This window comes from Mammaliicoccus sp. B-M6 (assembly GCF_022386965.1).
Taxonomy (GTDB): Bacteria; Bacillota; Bacilli; order Staphylococcales; family Staphylococcaceae; genus Mammaliicoccus; species Mammaliicoccus sciuri_A.
Genome location: NZ_JAJNHJ010000013.1, coordinates 1 through 21,343 on the forward strand (window position 1 = coordinate 1; position 21,343 = coordinate 21,343).

At 33.0% G+C, this 21,343-nt stretch carries 20 protein-coding genes; 1 reads left to right on the forward strand and 19 read right to left on the reverse strand.

The window, feature by feature from the left end; genetic code table 11:
- Positions 1-548: 548 nt before the first annotated feature.
- From LQ693_RS06460 to LQ693_RS06485, 6 genes are all read right to left on the reverse strand, one after another.
- Positions 549-1,169, reverse strand: coding sequence for a class A sortase (locus LQ693_RS06460; RefSeq protein WP_239703123.1), 621 nt, complete (start codon positions 1,167-1,169; stop codon positions 549-551).
- Between the two features lie 58 nt (positions 1,170-1,227).
- The gene (gene recG / locus LQ693_RS06465; protein WP_239703124.1) at positions 1,228-3,267 is read right to left on the reverse strand and encodes an ATP-dependent DNA helicase RecG; all 2,040 of its coding nucleotides are present in this window, start codon (positions 3,265-3,267) and stop codon (positions 1,228-1,230) included.
- 144 nt (positions 3,268-3,411) lie between these two features.
- Positions 3,412-4,281, reverse strand: coding sequence for an L-serine ammonia-lyase, iron-sulfur-dependent, subunit alpha (sdaAA, locus tag LQ693_RS06470; protein ID WP_037587619.1), 870 nt, complete (start codon positions 4,279-4,281; stop codon positions 3,412-3,414).
- Positions 4,282-4,295: 14 nt separating this feature from the next.
- Positions 4,296-4,961 (reverse strand): L-serine ammonia-lyase, iron-sulfur-dependent subunit beta, encoded by a 666-nt coding sequence (sdaAB, locus tag LQ693_RS06475; protein ID WP_037587617.1) that lies wholly within the window; start codon positions 4,959-4,961, stop codon positions 4,296-4,298.
- A 127-nt stretch (positions 4,962-5,088) separates the two neighbouring features.
- A complete protein-coding gene (gene fakA, locus LQ693_RS06480) occupies positions 5,089-6,747 on the reverse strand; it encodes a fatty acid kinase catalytic subunit FakA (protein WP_204169631.1) in 1,659 nt (552 codons plus the stop codon).
- Between the two features lie 15 nt (positions 6,748-6,762).
- Positions 6,763-7,137: an Asp23/Gls24 family envelope stress response protein gene (locus tag LQ693_RS06485; protein ID WP_016911554.1), complete on the reverse strand. Its 375-nt coding sequence runs from the start codon at positions 7,135-7,137 to the stop codon at positions 6,763-6,765.
- 311 nt (positions 7,138-7,448) lie between these two features.
- On the opposite strand from LQ693_RS06485, the gene rpmB reads away from it, so the two are divergent.
- The gene (gene rpmB / locus LQ693_RS06490; RefSeq protein ID WP_017000124.1) at positions 7,449-7,637 is read left to right on the forward strand and encodes a 50S ribosomal protein L28; all 189 of its coding nucleotides are present in this window, start codon (positions 7,449-7,451) and stop codon (positions 7,635-7,637) included.
- A 54-nt stretch (positions 7,638-7,691) separates the two neighbouring features.
- Here rpmB and LQ693_RS06495 read toward each other — a convergent pair whose 3' ends face one another.
- The 13 genes from LQ693_RS06495 to def form a co-directional block, all read right to left on the reverse strand.
- Positions 7,692-8,336 (reverse strand): thiamine diphosphokinase, encoded by a 645-nt coding sequence (locus tag LQ693_RS06495; protein WP_025904555.1) that lies wholly within the window; start codon positions 8,334-8,336, stop codon positions 7,692-7,694.
- A 2-nt stretch (positions 8,337-8,338) separates the two neighbouring features.
- Entirely contained in the window at positions 8,339-8,986 is a 648-nt protein-coding gene (gene rpe / locus LQ693_RS06500) for a ribulose-phosphate 3-epimerase (RefSeq protein ID WP_119495232.1), read from the reverse strand.
- Positions 8,986-9,861, reverse strand: coding sequence for a ribosome small subunit-dependent GTPase A (rsgA, locus tag LQ693_RS06505; protein ID WP_239703125.1), 876 nt, complete (start codon positions 9,859-9,861; stop codon positions 8,986-8,988). The genes rpe and rsgA overlap by 1 nt, the downstream gene beginning before the upstream one ends.
- 58 nt (positions 9,862-9,919) lie before the next feature.
- On the reverse strand, positions 9,920-11,305 hold the full coding sequence (locus LQ693_RS06510; protein ID WP_119495234.1) for a sensor histidine kinase: 1,386 nt from the start codon (positions 11,303-11,305) through the stop codon (positions 9,920-9,922).
- Positions 11,295-11,975: a response regulator transcription factor gene (locus LQ693_RS06515; protein WP_025904559.1), complete on the reverse strand. Its 681-nt coding sequence runs from the start codon at positions 11,973-11,975 to the stop codon at positions 11,295-11,297. The genes LQ693_RS06510 and LQ693_RS06515 overlap by 11 nt, the downstream gene beginning before the upstream one ends.
- 124 nt (positions 11,976-12,099) lie before the next feature.
- A complete protein-coding gene (locus tag LQ693_RS06520; RefSeq protein WP_025904560.1) occupies positions 12,100-13,389 on the reverse strand; it encodes a cytochrome P450 in 1,290 nt (429 codons plus the stop codon).
- A gap of 75 nt (positions 13,390-13,464) precedes the next feature.
- Entirely contained in the window at positions 13,465-14,661 is a 1,197-nt protein-coding gene (locus LQ693_RS06525) for a S41 family peptidase (protein ID WP_107596818.1), read from the reverse strand.
- A gap of 130 nt (positions 14,662-14,791) precedes the next feature.
- The gene (gene pknB, locus LQ693_RS06530; RefSeq protein ID WP_239703126.1) at positions 14,792-16,783 is read right to left on the reverse strand and encodes a Stk1 family PASTA domain-containing Ser/Thr kinase; all 1,992 of its coding nucleotides are present in this window, start codon (positions 16,781-16,783) and stop codon (positions 14,792-14,794) included.
- On the reverse strand, positions 16,780-17,526 hold the full coding sequence (locus LQ693_RS06535; RefSeq protein ID WP_037587595.1) for a Stp1/IreP family PP2C-type Ser/Thr phosphatase: 747 nt from the start codon (positions 17,524-17,526) through the stop codon (positions 16,780-16,782). The genes pknB and LQ693_RS06535 overlap by 4 nt, the downstream gene beginning before the upstream one ends.
- Positions 17,527-17,529: 3 nt before the next feature.
- Positions 17,530-18,621 carry a dual-specificity RNA methyltransferase RlmN gene (gene rlmN, locus LQ693_RS06540; protein ID WP_107565737.1) on the reverse strand — a complete coding sequence of 364 codons (1,092 nt, stop codon included), beginning with the start codon at positions 18,619-18,621 and terminating at the stop codon, positions 17,530-17,532.
- 1 nt (position 18,622) lies between these two features.
- On the reverse strand, positions 18,623-19,933 hold the full coding sequence (rsmB, locus tag LQ693_RS06545) for a 16S rRNA (cytosine(967)-C(5))-methyltransferase RsmB (protein WP_025904565.1): 1,311 nt from the start codon (positions 19,931-19,933) through the stop codon (positions 18,623-18,625).
- Positions 19,930-20,862 carry a methionyl-tRNA formyltransferase gene (fmt, locus tag LQ693_RS06550; RefSeq protein ID WP_239703127.1) on the reverse strand — a complete coding sequence of 311 codons (933 nt, stop codon included), beginning with the start codon at positions 20,860-20,862 and terminating at the stop codon, positions 19,930-19,932. The genes rsmB and fmt overlap by 4 nt, the downstream gene beginning before the upstream one ends.
- Positions 20,855-21,343 (reverse strand): peptide deformylase, encoded by a 489-nt coding sequence (gene def, locus LQ693_RS06555; RefSeq protein ID WP_107565732.1) that lies wholly within the window; start codon positions 21,341-21,343, stop codon positions 20,855-20,857. Before def ends, fmt begins: the two co-directional genes overlap by 8 nt.

Here is a 21,343-nt window from a genome sequence, read left to right on the forward strand (position 1 = left end):
CAAAATTAAAAGGCTTATCTCCCAAAAATTACAGGAGACAAACCTTTGAAATAATATACTAATTAAGGTTTAGATTTTTGGGTTCAGTACATTCTTGGCTTTATTCAGGACTTAAGCTACGACTTGAGCGATCTCTTGGCTTTATTCAGGACTTAAGCTATGACTTAGGCAATCTCTTGGCTTTATTAGGAAGTTAAGCTATGACTTAGGCAATCTCTTGGCTTAATGTAGGCATTAAGCTACGACTTGGGCGATTTTTTATGTAATCAAGAATGTTCATTTCTAAATAATCATTTAATTTTTAAAAAGATGTGAGTTTACTACCGCTTTAACTCACATGTTCATCAATCTTGTGGGTTTACTCCAACTTTAGCTTACATCTTCTCGAATATCTCACATTCTCCCTACCTACTCTATGAATCTTCCACACCTATATCCAACAAATCCCCCACAAATCCACCCACCGATCTCCCATACCCACTCCATCCAACTCATTTCTCCCAACAAAAAAAGAGCAAAATTTGAAATTTTGCTCTCATCTATCGTAGTTATGCTGCATTTTCTTCTACTGCTGTAAATATCATGCGCTCTTCGTACAATAATGTATCTGGATTATAATTATCACATGTTATTAATGTTAATTGATTCGGTTTGCCTTTATGTTCATCTAATACTTCTACTTGATTTGGCTTCACATTTTTAATGTTTTTAATTATATATGTCTTTTTACCTTTTAATGTGATGAGTTCTACTTTATCGCCAACTTTTGCGCGATCGAGATAGTTAAATCTTATTCCCGCACCTTCTACACGATGGCCTGCGATTGCGACATTTTGCTCACTTAATTTTTCGTTCTCATCTACTAAAGACAATCCGTTTTTCAAATTTTGTTCTGTTGCTGGTCCTTTAAATATAGGCTCTGATATATCTGCTGCTGGTACTTTTAAATAACCAACCATGTGTTCATTTACTTTTAAGTTATCTGTTTCTGTTTTTGTAATCCATGATTCTATTGGATTTATTTTAACGCTGTCATCATGATTTTCATACGACTCAATGACTTTATCATTAACACGGTCTGTAAAATACGTTCTAATATCATTCCAGAAGAAAATAGATATTGCCGTCATGATTAATAAGATACCTATAATTTTATATAACCATCTCATGTTTCTAACCTACTCTCAAAATATGGTAATTCAAATTTATACAATACGTGTTCCAATGTCAATCAAAATTTTGTTCTGACATAGATTCTTGTACTAATAATCTCAATTTATCATATTCAGGTTTGAAAAATTCACCTGATTGCACTAATTCACTCGCTTCATCTCTTGCAACTTCTAACATTCTATAATCTTCTACAATATTTGCAACTCTGAAATCAGGTAAACCACTTTGTTTAACGCCAAAGAAGTCACCTGGTCCTCTCATTTCCAAATCTCGTTCTGATAAATAAAAACCGTCAGTAGATTCAGTCATAATGTGCATACGTTCTACACCACTCTCAGTTTTAGGTGATGCTACTAACGTACAGTAACTTTGATGATGACTTCTACCGACACGTCCTCTTAATTGGTGTAACGTAGATAAACCAAATCGGTCAGCATCATAGATAATCATAAATGTTGCATTAGGGACGTTTACACCAACTTCAACAACAGTCGTAGAAACTAATATCGCGATTTCATTATTACTAAATTTATTCATGATTTCATCTTTTTCATCTGCATGCATTTTACCATGTACAAGACCGACTTTTTCCGCACCGAAACGCAACTGTAATTGCTCATAAATTGCAACCACATTTTGAACATCCAACGCTTCACTTTCTTCTATTAATGGACAAATGACATACGCTTGTCGACCTTTTGATATTTCACTGTTTAGTTGATTCAGTACATGATTAATTTCTTCATGTTTAGCCCACGATGTCAAAATTTCTTTTCTCCCTTTAGGCATTTGTTTAATCGAGGTTACATCCATTTCCCCGAACGCAGAGATAGACAATGTTCTCGGAATTGGTGTTGCTGTCATAAATAAGACATTTGTATCTGCACCTTTTTCACGCAGCTTCTTACGTTGATTTACACCAAATCGATGCTGTTCATCAATAATAACTAATCTAATATCATTAAACGCTACATCATCTTGAATAAGTGCATGCGTACCTACAATGACGTCAACTTCTCCTAATTCCAACTGTTCAAGTAATAATTTTCTTTTTTTACCTTTAACTGAACTCGTTAATAAAGCGACATTCAATTGCCCACCAAACAACTCATCTAAACTGATTGCATGTTGTTCAGCTAATATAGCTGTTGGGACCATAAGTGCACTTTGCTTACCAGCATTAAACATTGCATAAATCGCAATAGCTGCAACAACCGTTTTACCCGAACCTACATCACCTTGTAATAATCGATGCATTTTAATAGGTGCTTTTAAATCTCTAAAAATTTCATTCACACTATTTTTCTGAGCATCTGTTAATTCAAAAGGTAATGTTTCGATAAAAGATTTCACCGCATTAACATCATAATTTAAACCTTCTATTTTATTAGATTCTTTTTCTAATTTGCTTAACCATTTCATCTTTAACTGAAATAAGAATAATTCATTAAATGAAAATGTGCGTCGTGCTAATTTGAGGTGATTAAATTGATGTGGTTTATGTAAAATTGGAATGACATCTTTTAATGGCATTAATTTGTACTTATCCATTAAATTTGGAGATAACCATTCATCAATTTCAACAAGTTGTAATGCTTGTTCAATGTATTTATTAAGCTGCTTTTGTTTTAAACCTTCTTTTAATCGATAAATAGGTGTTAACGCATTTCCACCGTCTTCTTTTTCAGCCATTACTTTTTGACCAGCAATAATTTGTTTCTTTTGATCCCATTTACCTTTGATCGTAACTGTTTCACCCATAATGAGTCTTTTTTTCAAATAAGGTTGATTAAAGAATGTGACTTTAACGGCAATTTGATCAATCAGCATGTGACACGTTAATTTAGATTTATTTCTACCAAAAAATGCAACAGTCGGACTAGAGTACACTTCTCCAGTAACAGTGACAACATCACCATCTGTTGCTTCGTTTAAATTTATGACAGATTCATCTTCATAACGTGTTGGTAAATACAACACTAAATCTTCTAATGTATAGATATTTAATTCATTTAATAACTGTAAACTTTTTGGTCCAACACCTTTAAGTTCTTGCAAAGTTCGCTCTGTATATATCAGATGTTGCTTATTCATTTTTATCACCTATATTTATTAATACTCTAATTATAGAACAAATACATGATATAAACCAATCGATTTCACCAAAATGAGCTTTATACAAACAAATAAAGACTAGGACAATGAATCATGTCCCAGCCTTATAAATTAATGTTTTGGTTAATTTCCAAATATCTCTTGTTTTAATCTTTCACCTGTTGGCGTACCTGCTAAACCACCACGACCTGTTTCACGTAGTGCTGAAGGCATTGTTTGGCCAATCTTATACATAGCTTCTATAACTTCATCAGTAGGAATTCTTGATTTCACGCCTGCTAAAGCCATATCAGCTGAAATAATTGCATTTGAAGCACCTGCAGCGTTTCTCTTAACACAAGGTACTTCTACTAATCCCGCAACTGGATCACAAACAAGTCCTAACATATTTTTTAAGCTAATCGCAAATGCTTCTGCAGATTGTTGAGGTGTACCGCCAGCCATTTCTACTGTTGCAGCAGCACTCATCGCAGCTGCTGAACCAACTTCAGCTTGGCAACCACCAGCCGCACCTGATATAGATGCGTTATTCGCAACAACAAATCCAAATGCACCTGTTGTAAATAAGAAATGTAACATATCTTCTCTAGAAGGGTTTAGTCTTTTTTTCAGTGCAAATAATACACCAGGCGCAACCCCTGCAGAACCGGCAGTTGGTGTTGCACATATTTTACCCATTGCTGCATTTACTTCGTTCGTCGCAACAGCTTTACTTACTGCATCAATCATTAAATCACCTGAAAGTGATTGTCCACTTTCTAAATAATCTTGTAAAAGTACAGCATCCATTCCAGTTAAACCTGTTGTTGACGTTACACCATTTATACCACGTTCAATGGCTTTTTCCATTGTATCTAAATTGCGTTCCATATTTTGATAAACTTCTTCTTTAGAGAGTTTAGACACACGCATTTCTTGTTCAATCATGACTTCATAAATTTTTTTATTTTCTCTTTCACAAATTTCAATAAGTTCTTTTACACTTTGAAACATGATAACCCTCCTTTTTATGATTCCCCCATTAATGTGACTGTCTGTACACCATCAATTTCTTTAATTTTATTTAAGACTTCTTGTGGAATATCATCATCTAATTCACACGTCATTAATGCAAGTTCACCTTTCTCTTTACGGGCCACTTGCATACTACCAACATTAATACGATAATCACCAAAGACATTGGTCACTTTCCCGATTGTGCCAAATGTATCCTTATGAAAAACAAGTAAAGCAGGATAATTCCCACTAATGGCAATTTGGAATCCGTTTATCGCAACGATTTCAACTTTACCACCACCAATTGAAATACCTTCTACTGAGATTTCCATTTCTTTATTTCTCATGTTGATAATTGCTGTATTCGGATGTGATCGTTCTTCATACATTTCGATAAAGTTGACATCAATCTGTTGTTGCTCAGCATCTTGAAGACTTGTTTTGATTCGGTCATCGTCTGTATCATAGCCTAGAATACCGCCGACTAATGCAACATCAGTCCCATGTCCTTTATAAGTTTCCATGAAAGACCCATATAAATATATATCAATATGTTCAGGTTTACCATCAAATAAACCTCTAGCTATTAATCCAATTCTTACTGCACCAGCAGTATGTGATGAAGATGGTCCAACCATTACTGGACCAATAATGTCAAAGACACTTCTATATTTCATCAATAATCACTCGTTTCTCTTTTAATTTCACCATACCATTATAACAACTTTCGCTCGTTTTGTAAGCGTTTTACAACACAAAAGACAACAACGCTTTTGTTTAACATTGTTGTCTTTTATCTTGAGATTATTCTACTGAGAATAAGAATGAGTAAATTGGTTGGTCACCTTGATGTACTTCTACTTCAACTTCTTCATAGTTTTCTTCAACATATGATACTAATTGATCGACTTCTTCATCAGTAGCGTCTTCACCTTTAATAATTGTTAAAATTTCACTGTCTTCATCAATCATTTCATCGATAAGCTTTTTACTAGCTGTTAGGTGGTCAGCATCACTTACTTTAATACTGCTTTCATGGATACCCATGAACTCACCTTTTTTAATTGTAATACCATCTATATTTGTGTCTCTAACAGCATAAGTTACAGAACCTGATTTTACAAAACGCATTGCATCTTCCATATGCGCTTTATTCTCTTCGATTGATTGCTCTAAGTTAAGATTTAACATTGCTGAAAGACCTTGAGATACTGTTTTTGATGCTACAACAGCTACAGGTATATCAACTAAATGTTCAACTTGCTCAGCTGCCATAATAATATTTTTATTATTTGGTAAGATGATTGCATTTTTACAGCCTGATTGTTTTACAACTTTTACAATATCTTCTGTTGAAGGATTCATAGTTTGGCCACCGCTGATGACATGTGTTGCACCAAGTGATTTAAATAATGTTGTGATTCCTTCACCCATTGAAATTGTAATAACTGCTGTTTCAATCTCTTCTTGCTCTTGTTGTTGTTCTTGTTTTATCTTTTTATCTGCGCTTTTACGAAGTACTTCTCTATGTTGTTCACGCATGTTTTCGATTTTAATTTTAATGAGTTCACCGTATTGGCTACCGTAAGATAATACTTCACCTGGTGTTTCAGAATGAACATGTACTTTTACGATTTCATCATCAGAGATTACGAGTAATGAATCACCGAATTGACTCATATCTTCTCTAAATTGTTCTTCATCGAATGCTTTTTTATCTTTTCCAAAGCGAACCATAATTTCAGTACAGTAGCCGTAGACGATATCTTCAGTATTCATGACACCACCGAAATCATGGTCATCATTAATAAATTCGTCTGTATCTACTTTTTCTTTAGCTGGTTGAATTTTTTCGCCTTTTAATGTTGCTAAGAAGCCTTCATAAACAAACATTAAACCTTGTCCACCACTATCCACAACACCCACTTCTTTAAGTACAGGTAGTTGGTTTGGTGTGTTTTCTAATGCTGTTTGACCTTCTTTAATGACTGCTTCCATAACTGTTATAACATCTTCTGTTGATTCAACTGCTTTAACAGCCGCTTCTCCAGCTACTCTCGCAACTGTTAAAATCGTTCCTTCAACTGGTTTCATTACAGCTTTATATGCTGTATTCACACCTGCTTGGAATGCTTTAGCGAATTGTTGAGCATCAATTTCTTGTTCATTCTCAATCGATTTTGAGAATCCTCTAAATAATTGAGATAAGATAACACCTGAGTTACCTCTTGCACCCATTAACAATCCTTTAGAAAATATTTTACCAACCTCACCGATATGTACATTACTATGAGCTTTAACCTCTGCTGCACCTGATGACATTGATAAATTCATATTTGTTCCTGTATCTCCATCTGGTACAGGGAACACATTTAAAGAATCTACAAAATCTGCATTGTTTGATAAACTATCTGATCCTTGTACGATCATATCAGCAAACAATTTGCCGTCAATCTTATTCATACTGTATTTGCCTCCCTATGCTTCCTCATCATCATTAATAACTCTAACACCTTGGATATATATGTTGACTGCGTTGACTTTTAAATTTAATGATTGTTCTAAAGTATATTTAACAGCAGATTGGACATTGTTTGCTATTTCTGAGATTTTCGTACCATAACTCACAATTATATACATATCTACATCAAGAACACCTTCGTTTTGAGATACAATAACACCTTTGGCATAATTATCACGCCCAAGAATTTCTGCAATGCCATCTCTAACTTGATGTTTACTTGCCATACCAACGATACCATAACATTCCACGGCAGCTCCGCCAGCAAGCGTTGCAATAACGTCATTTGAAATATCGATACTTCCATACTCATTTGTAATTTCTAAAGTCATGATTACGTCCCTCCTACACATTTAAATTTTTTCGTTTTATAAACTACTTTTATATGTTCTGTTTAATTATACTTAATATCACATTCACATCGCAAGAATTCATCATTTTAATCACGTTTTTTATACAACGTTTTCACAATATATTATTATAACAAATAAATTGAACTTTAAAATACTTTTTGCGAAATTTGTTATTATTTTTTCGCTAAATTGCAAAAAAGCCGTTGAATAAATTAAAAGTGCGTGTTATATTATTAAAGTGTGTAAACGTAAATAAATGTGTATTTATATTTCATTAAAGGAGGATATTTATGGCTAAAGAATGTTTCGTAACAGGTCGTAAAGCTAGAACTGGTAACCACCGTTCTCACGCATTAAATGCTAACAAACGTCGTTGGAACGCTAATTTACAAAAAGTTAGAATCTTAGTTGACGGTAAACCTAAACGTGTATGGGTTTCAGCTCGTGCGCTTAAATCAGGTAAAGTTACACGCGTTTAATGAATATAAGTCACATATAAAAAAGAGAACCTTTGTGTGGAAGGTTCTCTTTTTTTATTTATCTTTACTTTGTACCATCAATATATTGCCAAGTTCAACTGTCACTAATGGATGTTCATGACCCGCTTTAAACTCATTACTAATTGTTAACGTTGAGCCTTGTGCCAAAGTTGTAAATGGCAAATCATATTTAAATTCTTCTAATTTTATTCGTATATTCGTACTTAACGGAATAAACGACACATATTTCATACCTTCTACTTGTGAAATTCGATGATTTCCTGCTTTTAATACTGTAATTTCATTTTGTTCATCTACGAGCGTGATTTGAATATTATCTTCCAGAAATTCTGGTTTCGTTAATATTTGAACAGCACCCATAAAATGATCTAATCGGCCACCTGTCGCACCATATATTCTAATTTCTTCGTATCCGAGTTCAACTGCTAAGTTAACCGCTAATGCAAGATCGGTATCATCCTTTTCTTTATTAACCGGATCAATATCGATATGATTAATAATTTGTTGATACTCTTCATCTGATACAGAATCAAAATCTCCTATAGCAGCAACAGGCTTAATATCATGTTTAATTAATTCAATTGTACCTCTATCTACACCTATCCAATCAATGTGCTTTTCATCTTGAAGAATATGTTCATTGATATGACGCATACTACATAATAGATTTACTTTCACGATTAATCACCCTTTAATTTGTGTACAGGTACTTTGTAGTCTTCATGTTTGAAGTAATAAGATCCTGCAACTAATATGTCTGCTCCTTGTGCTTTACATAACGCACCTGTTTCTTCATTAACACCACCATCAACTTCAATTTCAAAGTTTAAGTCATGTTCATTTCTATATTCGTCTAACCAAGTAATTTTACTTAACGTAGATTCTATAAAGCTTTGACCACCAAATCCAGGATTCACAGTCATAATTAGAACAAAGTCCACATCACCTAAAATTTGCGATAAGGATTCTACAGGCGTTCCAGGATTGATCACAACACCTGCTAATTTATTATGCGCTTTGATTTGTTGTATCGCTCTATGAATGTGTGGTGTCGCCTCGAAGTGAACAGATACCATGTCACTACCCGCTTCACAAAACGCGTCAATCATTTGTTCTGGGTTCTCGATCATTAAATGTGTATCAATCGTCATATCAGTTACTTTTCTTAATGATTCTAAAATAGGTAAACCAATTGATATATTCGGTACAAACTGACCATCCATTACATCAAAATGTAAAATGTCTGCGCCAGATTCCTTAACGCGTGTTACTTCTTGTTTTAATTCTGCAAAATCACAAGCTAAAAGTGAAGGTGCTATTTTTACCATTAATATCTTACCTTTCTATTTTGAATTTCTTCGAATAATGTCAAATAGTGCTTATATCTTAACTGATAAAAATGATTGTCTTGTATGCGTTCTTTTACCGCACATTTAGGTTCATTAATGTGCGTACAATTTCTAAATTTACACTGTGATTTAATGGCTTCAAATTCTGGGAATAAATCTGCAAGTTCTTCCTTTTCAATATGTGAAAAGTCTAATGCGCTAAATCCAGGTGTATCCGCTAAATAACCACCATCTAGCTCATACAACTCAACGTGTCTTGTCGTATGTTTACCACGATTAAGCGCTTTTGAGATTTTGTTCGTTTCTAAATTCAAATCCTCGAACAATCTATTCATAATCGTGGATTTACCAACACCAGATTGGCCACTTAACACGATAATACCGTCAATTAAAGGTTTAATCGCATTTGATACATCATCTTCTTCACCAATAAATAAAGTTTCATATCCAATTGATTGATATTGAGCTAATTTATCTTGAATTTGTTGAATTTCATCATCAGTAGCGAGATCTTTTTTAGTTACACATATTATCGGTGTAATATTGTATGAATGAACGACTACGAGAAATCTATCTAATAATTGTTGACTAAACACTGGTTCTGATGCGCTCATCACGACAATAACTTTATGAATATTTGAGACTGGTGGTCTTAATAATATATTCTCACGTTCATGAATATGTTGAATATACCCACCCGTTTCATTTTCAACTTGAAAATCAACAATATCTCCGACAACAGGAGATGTCTTCTTCTTTCTGAATAACCCTCGAGCTCTCGTAATATATATACCATCATCAGCTTGTACTGAATAATCTCCACTTATTGATTTAATAATACGACCCGTTTTCAATATAACACCTACCTCATTTTATTTTAATTATACCAAATCATACTGCTTAAATAATCAATTATTTATATTGCTTAAACAAAATCGTTACTTCTGTTCCTTTATCGACTTCACTTTCGAAGAAGATTTGAGCATCATGATGTTTAATAATTGAATCAACTATTGATAAACCAAGACCGTTACTATCAACATGAATATTATGTGATTGATCACCTTTATAAAATCGATCTTTAATATGTTTCAATTGTTTCTCAGTCATGCCATAACCTTCATCAATAATAGAAACTTTTACAAATTCATTTTCTTCTTTAAGATCAATTTGTATCATACTATGTTTAGGTGAGTATTTAATAGCATTATTTAATATATTATAGAGTGCTTGATAAAGTAACTTATGATTACCTTTAATTGTTAAATCATCCATATCAAATAGAACTGAGATTTCATTGTCTTCTAATAAGAAATTCAGATTTTGAACGACTTCTTTAATGACTTTTTGAACATGTACTGTTTCATTAAAGGACAAATGTTCACTATTATCTAATTCCGATAACAACAATAATTGTTTCGTTAAATTACTCAAACGGTATGCTCTAGCATATATATCTTCTATAATTTGTATTCTGTTATTTTCATCTTGTTCATGTTCAAGTTCTCTTAATAAACTTAAAATAGATTGAAGTGGAGATTTAATTTCATGAGACACATTTTGAACAAAGGATTGTCTCATCATTTCTAGTTGTTTAAGTTCATCTCTCATCTTAATAAATCGATGTTGTAATATACCTATTTCATCGTCACGTGTTACTTTGATATCCACATCAAAATCACCTTTACGTAATGATTCTGTTGTCTTCATAAGTCGTCTAATTGGGTTTGCCAATGAATAACTTGAAAATAGCACGAGTATTAATGAAATGACGACAAGTAACACAAGTAATATCGCTAAAAATATTCTAAATTCGCCTAACATGGAACCGACACTAGGTCTTAAGAATAACGCATATTCAGCACCTTGGTGTTGAATTTTGATACCGACAGTGTTTCTCGTTTCATTATCAAAGAATCCTGTAATAAAAATATTAAACGGTCTATTTTTAATACCATGATACGTTTTTCCGTCTAATACATCTTCAACTGCTTGATTATCTAAATTATATTTTCTAAAGTTATCACCATAGTAAGTCGGTTTCAACTTACCGTTATATAATACAGCTTGATAATGAAGTTCGCTTAAATGATTTAAATAATTATCCAACGACATTTCATTATCATGATCAATATAATCTTGTACGTCTTTTAAAGTATTAAACACTTTGTGGTCATTTTTTTCTTTTAAATCTATATGATAATAAATATTTGTAAGAATGAATCCTAAAATAGCACTTACGAGCATTACAACTATTGTATAGATCGTTATACGTTGCGCTAAAGACTTAAACCTCATGAGCTAGCACCGCCTTGTAACCAACGCCTCTCACAGTTTTAATCAAGACATCGCTCTCTAACTTTTCTAATCGCTTTCTAATACGTTTAATATGTACATCAAGCGTTCGCTCGTCTCCTTCGAAATCAATGCCCCATACAACTTCAATGATTTTGTCTCGTTGTAATACTTTGTCTTTGTTACGCATTAAATAATCTAGTAATGCAAATTCTTTCTTTGGTAAAAGCATTGTTTTCTGATTAATCGTTATTTCCATATCAACACTATTAATATGTGTATTACCTATTTGAAGTTCATTGGATGAATTAATTTTAAATCTGCGTAGTACAGCCTTTATTCTAAATATTAACTCTTTAATTTCAAATGGTTTCGTTACGTAATCATCTGTTCCAGCAAGAAATGCATTTTCTTTATCACTCAACTCATCTCTTGCAGTTAACATGATAACTGGAATATCAAAACTATCTTTAAGTATTTGGCACAATTCAAAACCGTCCATACCTGGCATCATAATATCTACAACAGCGATATCAATATATTTATGCTCTACAACTTCTAAAGCTTCCTCACCACTGAGACTTGTTATAACATTTATATGTTCACGTTCAATTTCTCGCTTCAAATCATTTAAGATAAATTTATCATCATCTACAACTAAACAAGTTACCATGTCATCACCTCTTTACCTATGATACCAAATATCTTTGAAAATTTTCATATATACATGAATTCAGGCTGAAATTTCGAATGAAATTTCAGCCTGAATAATATTATTATAATGAATCAATTCATGATTAAACTGATTCTACGTTACGGTTTACTAATGCATTAACATTTTCAATGATTGTACCACTTACGACACGACCTGGTAATTTATTTAAATTAACAGATAGGTCTTGGTCTTTTTTCATATCATATGAAATGTTTCTAGCGAAGTATTTCATTGATTCTTCCATGATGATAATTGTCATCCATTCACCCGCACAACGGTGGTTTGTATAATAATCGCCGCCACCTTGAGGTATTAAATCAAATGGGCTTCCGTCCCAATCGCTGAAGCGGTTTGGATAGAATCTTTCTGGATTCTCCCATAAGCCTTCTCTATGCAATGTTCCGTAAATATCTAATACTAAGAACGTATCTTTCTCAATAGTATAGCCATCAAATTCGATATCTACTGCTGCTTTACCAGGTAAAAATGGTACGAAAGGATAGAATCTTCTAACTTCTTGTACAAATTTATAAGCATAGTCATTTTCATTATTGAAAACTTTTTCTGCTTCTCCTGGATAATCATGTAATGCTTTCACACCGAAACTAACAAAACGGTTAATTGCGACTAGAGGACGCACAACGTTCATTAAATCGATCGCACACAATCTAGAATCCATTAAATTACCTTCAAAATCTTCCCAATGACTAAATTCATGTAATGCTGTACCTTGTGGAGGTGTTAATTTACCTTCACGTACTGCAATAATTTGATTTTCTAGGAATGTTTCTACTCTATCTCTTGCTTTTTTAGCTTCTCTATAACCTTTGAATGCAGTACCGATATTTTTGAATGAATCGATCATAGTATCCATATCTTTAGCACAGCTTTCGATTTCTTCAGGAGAAGCGATAATGCCTGCCCATCTAAATCCAACTTTAGTTAATAGAATGATAGATTCTTTATAAACGTTAACTTCGTCCATTCTTTCCATACGTTCAGTATTCATAAACCAAGTACTACGTGTAAGTTCTCTCAAATATTCTAAGTTTTCTTCAGTCATTAATGACATAAATAGAGCTTTACGGTCTATGTGTTTTTTACCACCAGTAGTATGTATAGCGCCTTTACCGAATAAAGTATTAACAACACGTTTAGGTAACGTACCTTGTCTTTCAATTAATTCATTGTTATAAAAAATCTCTGCAGCTTCTTTACCGCTAAATACAACTGTTCTTCTTCCACCTAATGCTCTTAATTCAAAAATATTTGTATCAAATTTCTCAAGTCTATTTGGTACATATTTATAGCCTTCTTTTAAGACTTTTAATGTACTGTCTAGACCTCTATCTTTTGGTATTTGCTTACCCATAAAGTTAATGCCCCCTAGAATTTTTGTAAATTTCATATACTTACATATTATTTCATTTTCTGCGAAAATAATCAATCAACTACTATTATCAATTGAAAATTTTATATCTTTGTCAACTAATGCATGCCTTTTTGACCACTCAATTAGCGTATCTGGATAAACGACATCATCTTGAATCGATTGACTTAGATTATCAACTGGAAAACTAAGTATAAATCGTTGATCAATAATTTCTTCAACAATATTAAAAAATGATAAATTCCCACTTGTTGGTCTTCCGACAAGATTGACTATTCCCGATTTTGCTATTTTATAAACGAGCCATTCAGCTGCATAAGATGTATCCTTATCAATTAAGACCACAATTTCTTCAAATCGACTTAATCCGATAAAATCAATTTTATCATCATCAAAGAGTTTCCAATCACCAACAGGTTGATCCAAAATATTTTGATAAAAAGCTTGTTCATTCATTTCACTGCACGCTTTATACAAACGTTCTAATTTTTGCTTAAATAACGTCTTATGACGCTCTCGCTCAACCTTTACGTGTGTGTCTCTCGTTAATATCGTTTCTTGATTACCAATCTCATAAAAATAAGGTATAAGAAACTCTGCGATACTTAAATTTTTAAATTGTGCATTCCTAAAATCAAACACGACTTTTTTAGATGATTCTTGAATTTTGGATAATTTATATAACGCTTCAACAGCTTGTTCAAAACTTATATCTCCGTTAAATTCTAATATTGGCACATCATCCTTAACTGTCATATCAATCGTATGTTCAGTACTCACCGGATAATGTCTCAATTCAAAGCGATAAGTTTGATTCGCTCTTTTTACTTCTACTTCATTTTGGAAAGTTAAAATATGTCCCCATTCTTCTCTATGGTATGGTTCATCTTTTAATAAACGATGATATCTCATTCTACAATATTCAATAGAATCCCCTGATAACTGTGTAATTTCATCACCAACAACAAAGCGTATATCATCCAGCACTTCCATAACAACTAAAGCATCCTTAGTAGCCCTCACCTTAATCCCCACTTGCTTGTCAGGAACTTTCAATGCCTTAATAGACGTATTTAACAAGCCTATATCATAGAAGAAATTATTCATAACTTCTATAAAGACTTGATCAGTCAGATGAGATGAGGTCACAATATTTTTATACTCTTCATAAATAGCGTTCTTTTGATCAGCATCTACAATAGCATGTTCTGTTTGACGATATACATATTCATATAAAGACACATAAGGAAGCATATTTTTCACCCCAGACTCATTTTCTAAATTTTACTAAGAACTAAGCATTAAATCAATAGTGTATAAAAATAGAGACTGAAACACTGTTTAATGTTTCAGTCTCTCATATAGCTATATACTTTTCATATATTTAGAAATCATCGTAATGAATTGTGTTACTTTCAATTTCTTTACCATCTACTTCAACGCGATATTCAGCTGATTCGCCTTTTGGAATCGTGAAATTAATGCTTCTTGTTGTATCTTTTTTAATCGTAAAGGAATCTGCAACTTTTTTAATATCATTTGATTTATCTTTAACAAAGATTTCTACTTTTTGACCTTTTTTACTATCAGATCCTGTAAATGGTATATAAACAGATTGTGTATATGTTTTATCTCTTGCATTATCATTGTTGTCATCATTTTTATCTTTGTCATCTGATTTATCTGAGTCAGAGTCTTTATCTTCACCTTTAGATACATCAAAGTAAATCGTTGATTCGACTGGCAATTGTCCATCTTTAAATGATTGTTTGACAATTGTATCTGCTGGTTCATCACTTTCAACTTCAGATTGTTCTACTTTAAATCCTAGCGCTTCAAGTTCAGAAGTTGCTTTACTGATTTCTTCACCCGTATAATCTTTAACGTATTCTTGCTTCACGCCGATTGATTTTGTCAAAATAATCATCGTATCTTTAGGTACGACTTTAGAACCTGGTTCAATATTTTGATTAATTACTGTGCCATTCACCGCTTTATCGTATTGTTCTTTTATACGGACAGATTCAAAGCCTTGTTTTTCTAATTGCTTTTTCGTTTTGTCTGCTGATTTTCCAACATAATCTTCTACGGTAAACGTCTTAACACCTTGAGATATCACTAAATCAACTTTAGTCATCTCTTTGACTTTACTACCTACTTTAGGTGTTACTTTCATAACTTCGCCTTCTTTAAAGCTATTACTATAGGCTTCTGTTATTTTGCCTTTACTTAAACCTTTTTCATCTATTAAAGCTAAGGCTTCACCACGTGATTTTCCTAATAAGTTAGGCACATCTACATATTTAGGTGCTGTTAAGGCAAAACCGATTGCACCTACTAACATACATAATAGTAAAATAGGTACAAAAACGATTAACCATTTATTTCGCTTACGTTTAGGCTTATTTGTTTCCGTATTTTGTTGTTGTACATTAGCATTTTGTTGCGTCGTTGCATTTGGAACAGTCTTTGTATCACTTTCTTCTTCATCTGCTTTTATAACGGGCATTGTTTTAGTATCTGAATCAGAATCATACCTAGGTAATTCATCTTTACGTTCATCATCCAATGCTGTTAAAAGGTCATTATACATTTCATTTGTATCACGGTACCTGAGTGACTTTTCTTTACGCGTTGCTTTCATAATGACATTTTCTATACTTTGAGGTATAGATGGTCGTTCTTTTCTAATAGAAGGCAACTCTTCTTGAATATGTTTAATGGCTACACTTACAGGCGTTTCCCCATTAAATGGTGGGTGTCCTGTTAATAATTCATACAATACAATACCAATAGAATAAATATCTGATGATTCATCTGTTGATTGACCTTTAGCTTGTTCAGGCGATAAATATTGAACAGAACCCATAACATGATTCGTTTCAGTTAGAGCTGTTTCACTTAATGCCCTTGCGATACCAAAGTCTAATATTTTTAACGTCCCATTTTTAGTCATGAGAATGTTCTGCGGTTTAATATCTCGATGAATAATTCGATGATGGTGTGCATGTGCGATACCTTTTAAGATTTGAAGCGTCATTTCAACCGCTTCATCTGCAGATAACTTACCTTCTTTACATAGATATTCCTTTAATGTTGGTCCTTCTATATATTCCATAACAAGGTAATAACAATTATCATCTTCTTCTACATCCAGTACATTCACAACGTTACTATGACTTAAAATCGTCGTATTTTGAACTTCTCGTTCGAAACGTTCAACGGCTTTTTCTTTTTCATAAGGCGGTATGTTGATTACTTTCACTGCTACATCACGGTTCAAGATCTTATCTTTCGCTAAATAGACGTTACTCATACCACCGCCACCAAGATACTTCACAAATTCATAGCGACCGGCGATTATGCGACCTATCATATTTTTCCACCTTCAAATGGATATAATATTAACGAGATATTATCTTTACCTTCGACTTCTATTGTTTCTTCGATAAGCGTTTCACCAATATCCTCAACCGTACCTTTATGAGACATCACAATTTGTTGAACGTCATCTTCATGTAAGTAATCTGTCAAACCATCTGAATTTAAAAGCAAATAATCATAAAATTTTGTATTGTAGTAAAAAATATCTGGGTTAACACGTTTATCTGTTCCCATAACTTTTGTAATAATGTTTCTTTGAGGATGCGTGAAAGCTTCTTCTTTCGTAATTTCCCCAATCGTAACAAGATGATTAACAAATGTATGATCATTTGTTAATTGCATCATTTCACGACTGTTCATCAAATAAGCACGTGAATCACCTATATTAGCTACAACGATGTCTTTTTCATAGACTAGAGCACAAACACAAGTTGTACCCATGCCTCTATACATCTCATTGTTCATAGACTCGTTATATAATTGTCTGTTTATATCAGCTAAGTTAGATTGCAACCAATCTTCAGCATGATCATATTCAATATAATTTTCATCTTCGAATCTAGCTTTAAGTGAATCATTCACAAATTGACTTGCAACTTCACCAGCAGCATGTCCACCCATACCATCACAAATCACTAATAACACTTGACCTGTTTGATTTGTATAGATACCACCTGCATCTTCATTTTGTTCTCGAAATTGACCGACATCTGTAAAAAACCGTGCTTCCATGATTTGTTACCTCGTTTCTTCTTTTCGCTCTTTTGCTCTTAGTTGTCCACATGCAGCATCAATATCTGCACCTTGATTACGTCTTATTGTAGCATTTATCCCGTTTCTTTTTAATTCTTTTTCGAATTTAAAGATATCTTCTTTTGATGTTTTTACATAATCACGTTCTGGTACGTGGTTAACTGGAATTAAGTTCACGTGACAGTTTAAATGTTTAATTAATTTTGCCAATGCTTTTGCATGATGAACTTGGTCATTCACGCCTCCGAATAAACCATATTCAAATGTGATTCTTCTATTCGTTTTGTTGACATAGTATTCAATAGCTTCCATTAATTTATCTAAATCATAAGCTCTGTTAATAGGCATCAATCTAGAACGTGTTTCATTATCAGCTGCATGTAAACTCAATGCGAAGTTTATTTGTAGTGATTCATCAGCAAAATCATAAATTTTAGGAACAATTCCTGATGTAGAAACTGTAATATGACGTGCACCGATGTTTAAACCTTTATTATGATTAATGATTTTTAAGAATCCCATCATTTCATCATAGTTCTCAAATGGTTCACCAATACCCATAATAACAACTTGGCTAACACGCTCATCCGTAGCATCTAAAGCTTTTTGAACTGTTAATACTTGCGCAACAATTTCACCCGCTTCAAGGTTACGTTTCAATCCACCAATTGATGAGGCACAGAACGTACAACCTATACGACAACCTACTTGAGTTGTCACACAAACTGAATTCCCATATTCATGTCTCATTAATACTGTTTCAATCGTGTATCCATCTTGTAATTCAAAAAGAAACTTGATAGTTCCATCTTTACTTTCTTGTTTAACAGCTACTTCTAACGTTGTAATTTCAAATGATTGAACTAGTTTTTCTCTCAATTCTTTTGAAAGATTTGTCATTTCGCTAAAAGCGTCTACTCTTTTAACATATAACCAATCAAAAATTTGTTTAGCTCTAAACTTTGGTTCTGATTGATCGATCAACCAATCTTCTAATTCTCCTAATTGTAATGAATATATTGAAGGTCTTTCGAAGTTTGGCATAAATTTATTGCGTTTTTTCTGTATCGCTGGCATATTAACTTTCCTTTCTCTTAATTTTAGTAATAAAGAAACCATCTGAATTATAATCTTGAGGTAGTAGCTGTAATGTTTTAGTTTCTTGATTTGTTCTTGGATCTATAAATGGTGCGAATTCAAACTCTGGATTTGCTTTTAAGAATGAATAAACAACATTTTCATTTTCCATTTGTTCGATTGTACAAGTTGAGTACACTAATTCTCCATTCGGTGCGAGAGATTTACTCGCATTTTCAAGGATCTCTAATTGTAAGTGCCATAATGATTCAACATCTTTTGACGTCTTGTCATATTTAATTTCAGGCTTTCTTCTCATGACACCAAATCCACTACACGGTGCATCTACAAGGATGTAATCATATGTTTGATCAAAAGGCTGAGTTGCATCGTGTACAGCTGCTGTTACATTTTTAAGTCTTAATTTTTTGATATTAAAATCAATTAAATCTATTTTATGTGGGTGAATGTCAAACGCATCAACATGACCTGTTTGATTCATGATTTCAGCGATATGACAAGTCTTACCACCTGGTGCACTACATGTATCTAATACTGTACTATTCGGTTTTGGATTCAAAATTTCTGCTACAAACATTGAACTCTTATCTTGTACAGATAATAAACCATCTTTAAATAATCTATCATTTACAATGGCTTCACCTTTAACATGTAAACATCTTTCTATGTCTTTATCTATTTCGACAGTATAACCATTACTTTGTAATCTTTCAACTGCATCTTCAACAGATATACGTGTTGTATTTACTCTTACTGTTGTATCTGGCGGTGTTAAACTTAGTAAACACATTTCTCTTGTCTTTTCATATCCAAAATGTGTAATCCAATGTTTCGTTAACCATAAAGGTACACTACCCTCTATTGAAAGTTTCTTATCATCATGTTTGATTTCATCTAATGTTCTTAATGGTGTAGACATGAAATTTCTAAGAATCGCATTGATTGCTTTACTATTGTGTAAATCACCGCGTACTTTAGCAATATTGACAGCTTCATTGATAATCGCATGATTTGGAACTTTATCTAAATATACATATTGATATGCACTCATGATTAATAGACGTTTCATCCAACCTTTTAACTTCGTCTTAATAAAAGGTTCAATTAAATATTCTAAAGTGATTTTTCTTTGTAAAGTACCATATACAAGTTCTGTTAATAATCCGACATCTTTTTTAGATACGGCTTCGTTTTTTATCGCTTCATTAAGTTGTAGATTACTATATGCTTCACCTGTTAGTACATCATCTAGAATCGTTAATGCAACGTTTCTTACATTGTTTTTCATCATATTAATTTAGTCCCATCAATTTTTGATTGTAATCCGCTTAAATAATCTCGTGCTTGCACACGTTTTTTACCTGCTAATTGTATTTCAGTTAAAACAACACCATCTTCACTACCTGTTGCTACAATAATAGCTGATTTAGTTGTTTCAACAATTTCTCCTGGATTACCTTTAACATTTCTTACAATTTCACTGCGCCACAATTTCATATTTTTATCATTCATCGTTGTATAAGCAACTGGCCAAGGTGATAACCCTCTAATATGGTTATGAATTGATTCAGCATCTTGTGTCCAGTCAATTCTTTCATCTTCTCTTGAAATATTTGAAGCAAAACTTACAAGAGATTCATCTTGAGGAATGCTATCATTTGTTCCATTAAAAATAGTAGGTAAAGTTCGTTTCAATAATGCTGTACCGAGTACTGCTAGTTGATCATGAACATCTCCTACTGTGTCGTTCTCTTTAATGTCGATTTCATCTTGGCTAATAATATTACCTGCATCTAATTTTTCTGCCATATACATAATTGTTACGCCTGTCTTCTTCTCACCATTCATAACTGCATAATGAATCGGAGCACCACCGCGATATTTAGGTAGCAATGAAGCATGTACATTGACTGCTTTATATTTTGGCGCATCTAATAGTGATTTTGGTAATAGCTGTCCAAATGCTGCAGTTACGATTAAATCAGGTTGTAAATTAATAATCTCTTCTAATTCTGGAGAATGATTTAATTTTTCAGGTTGATATACTGGAATATTGTGTTCGACTGCTACTTTTTTAACAGGAGGTGGTGTCAGTACTTTTTTTCTACCTACTGGACGATCAGGTTGAGTAACAACTGCAATCACTTCATGTTCTTCGATTAGCATTTCAAGAATGCCTGTAGAAAAATCTGGTGTACCCATAAATACAATTTTACTCATCCTTATACATCTCCTCTAGTTCTTCTTCGCTAATTTCTCTTGTCATCTTATCCGTGAATAACTCACCATATAAATGATCTACTTCATGTAAAATAATACGTGCAATATCATCATACGCAGTTAGTTCAACTTCATTACCATTTAAATCATTACTTTTCACAACAATCATTTTACTTCTGTTCACTTCTCCAAAGACGCCAGGTACGCTGAGACAACCTTCTACATCAGCTTCAGTTTCTTCAGATTGAGAAACAATAGTTGGATTGATCAGCTGCAAAATACCTTCTTGCTCCATATCAACAATCGCAACTTTAAGATCAACGCCAATTTGAGGTGCAGCTATACCCACCCCATCATTTTCAAACATTGTATCCTCTAAATCAGCAATTAATGTTTTTAAAGACTCATCAAAAGTCACAACATCTTTAACTTCTCTATTTAATATTGGATTTGGTACCGTAACAAGTGGTTTTACAGCCAT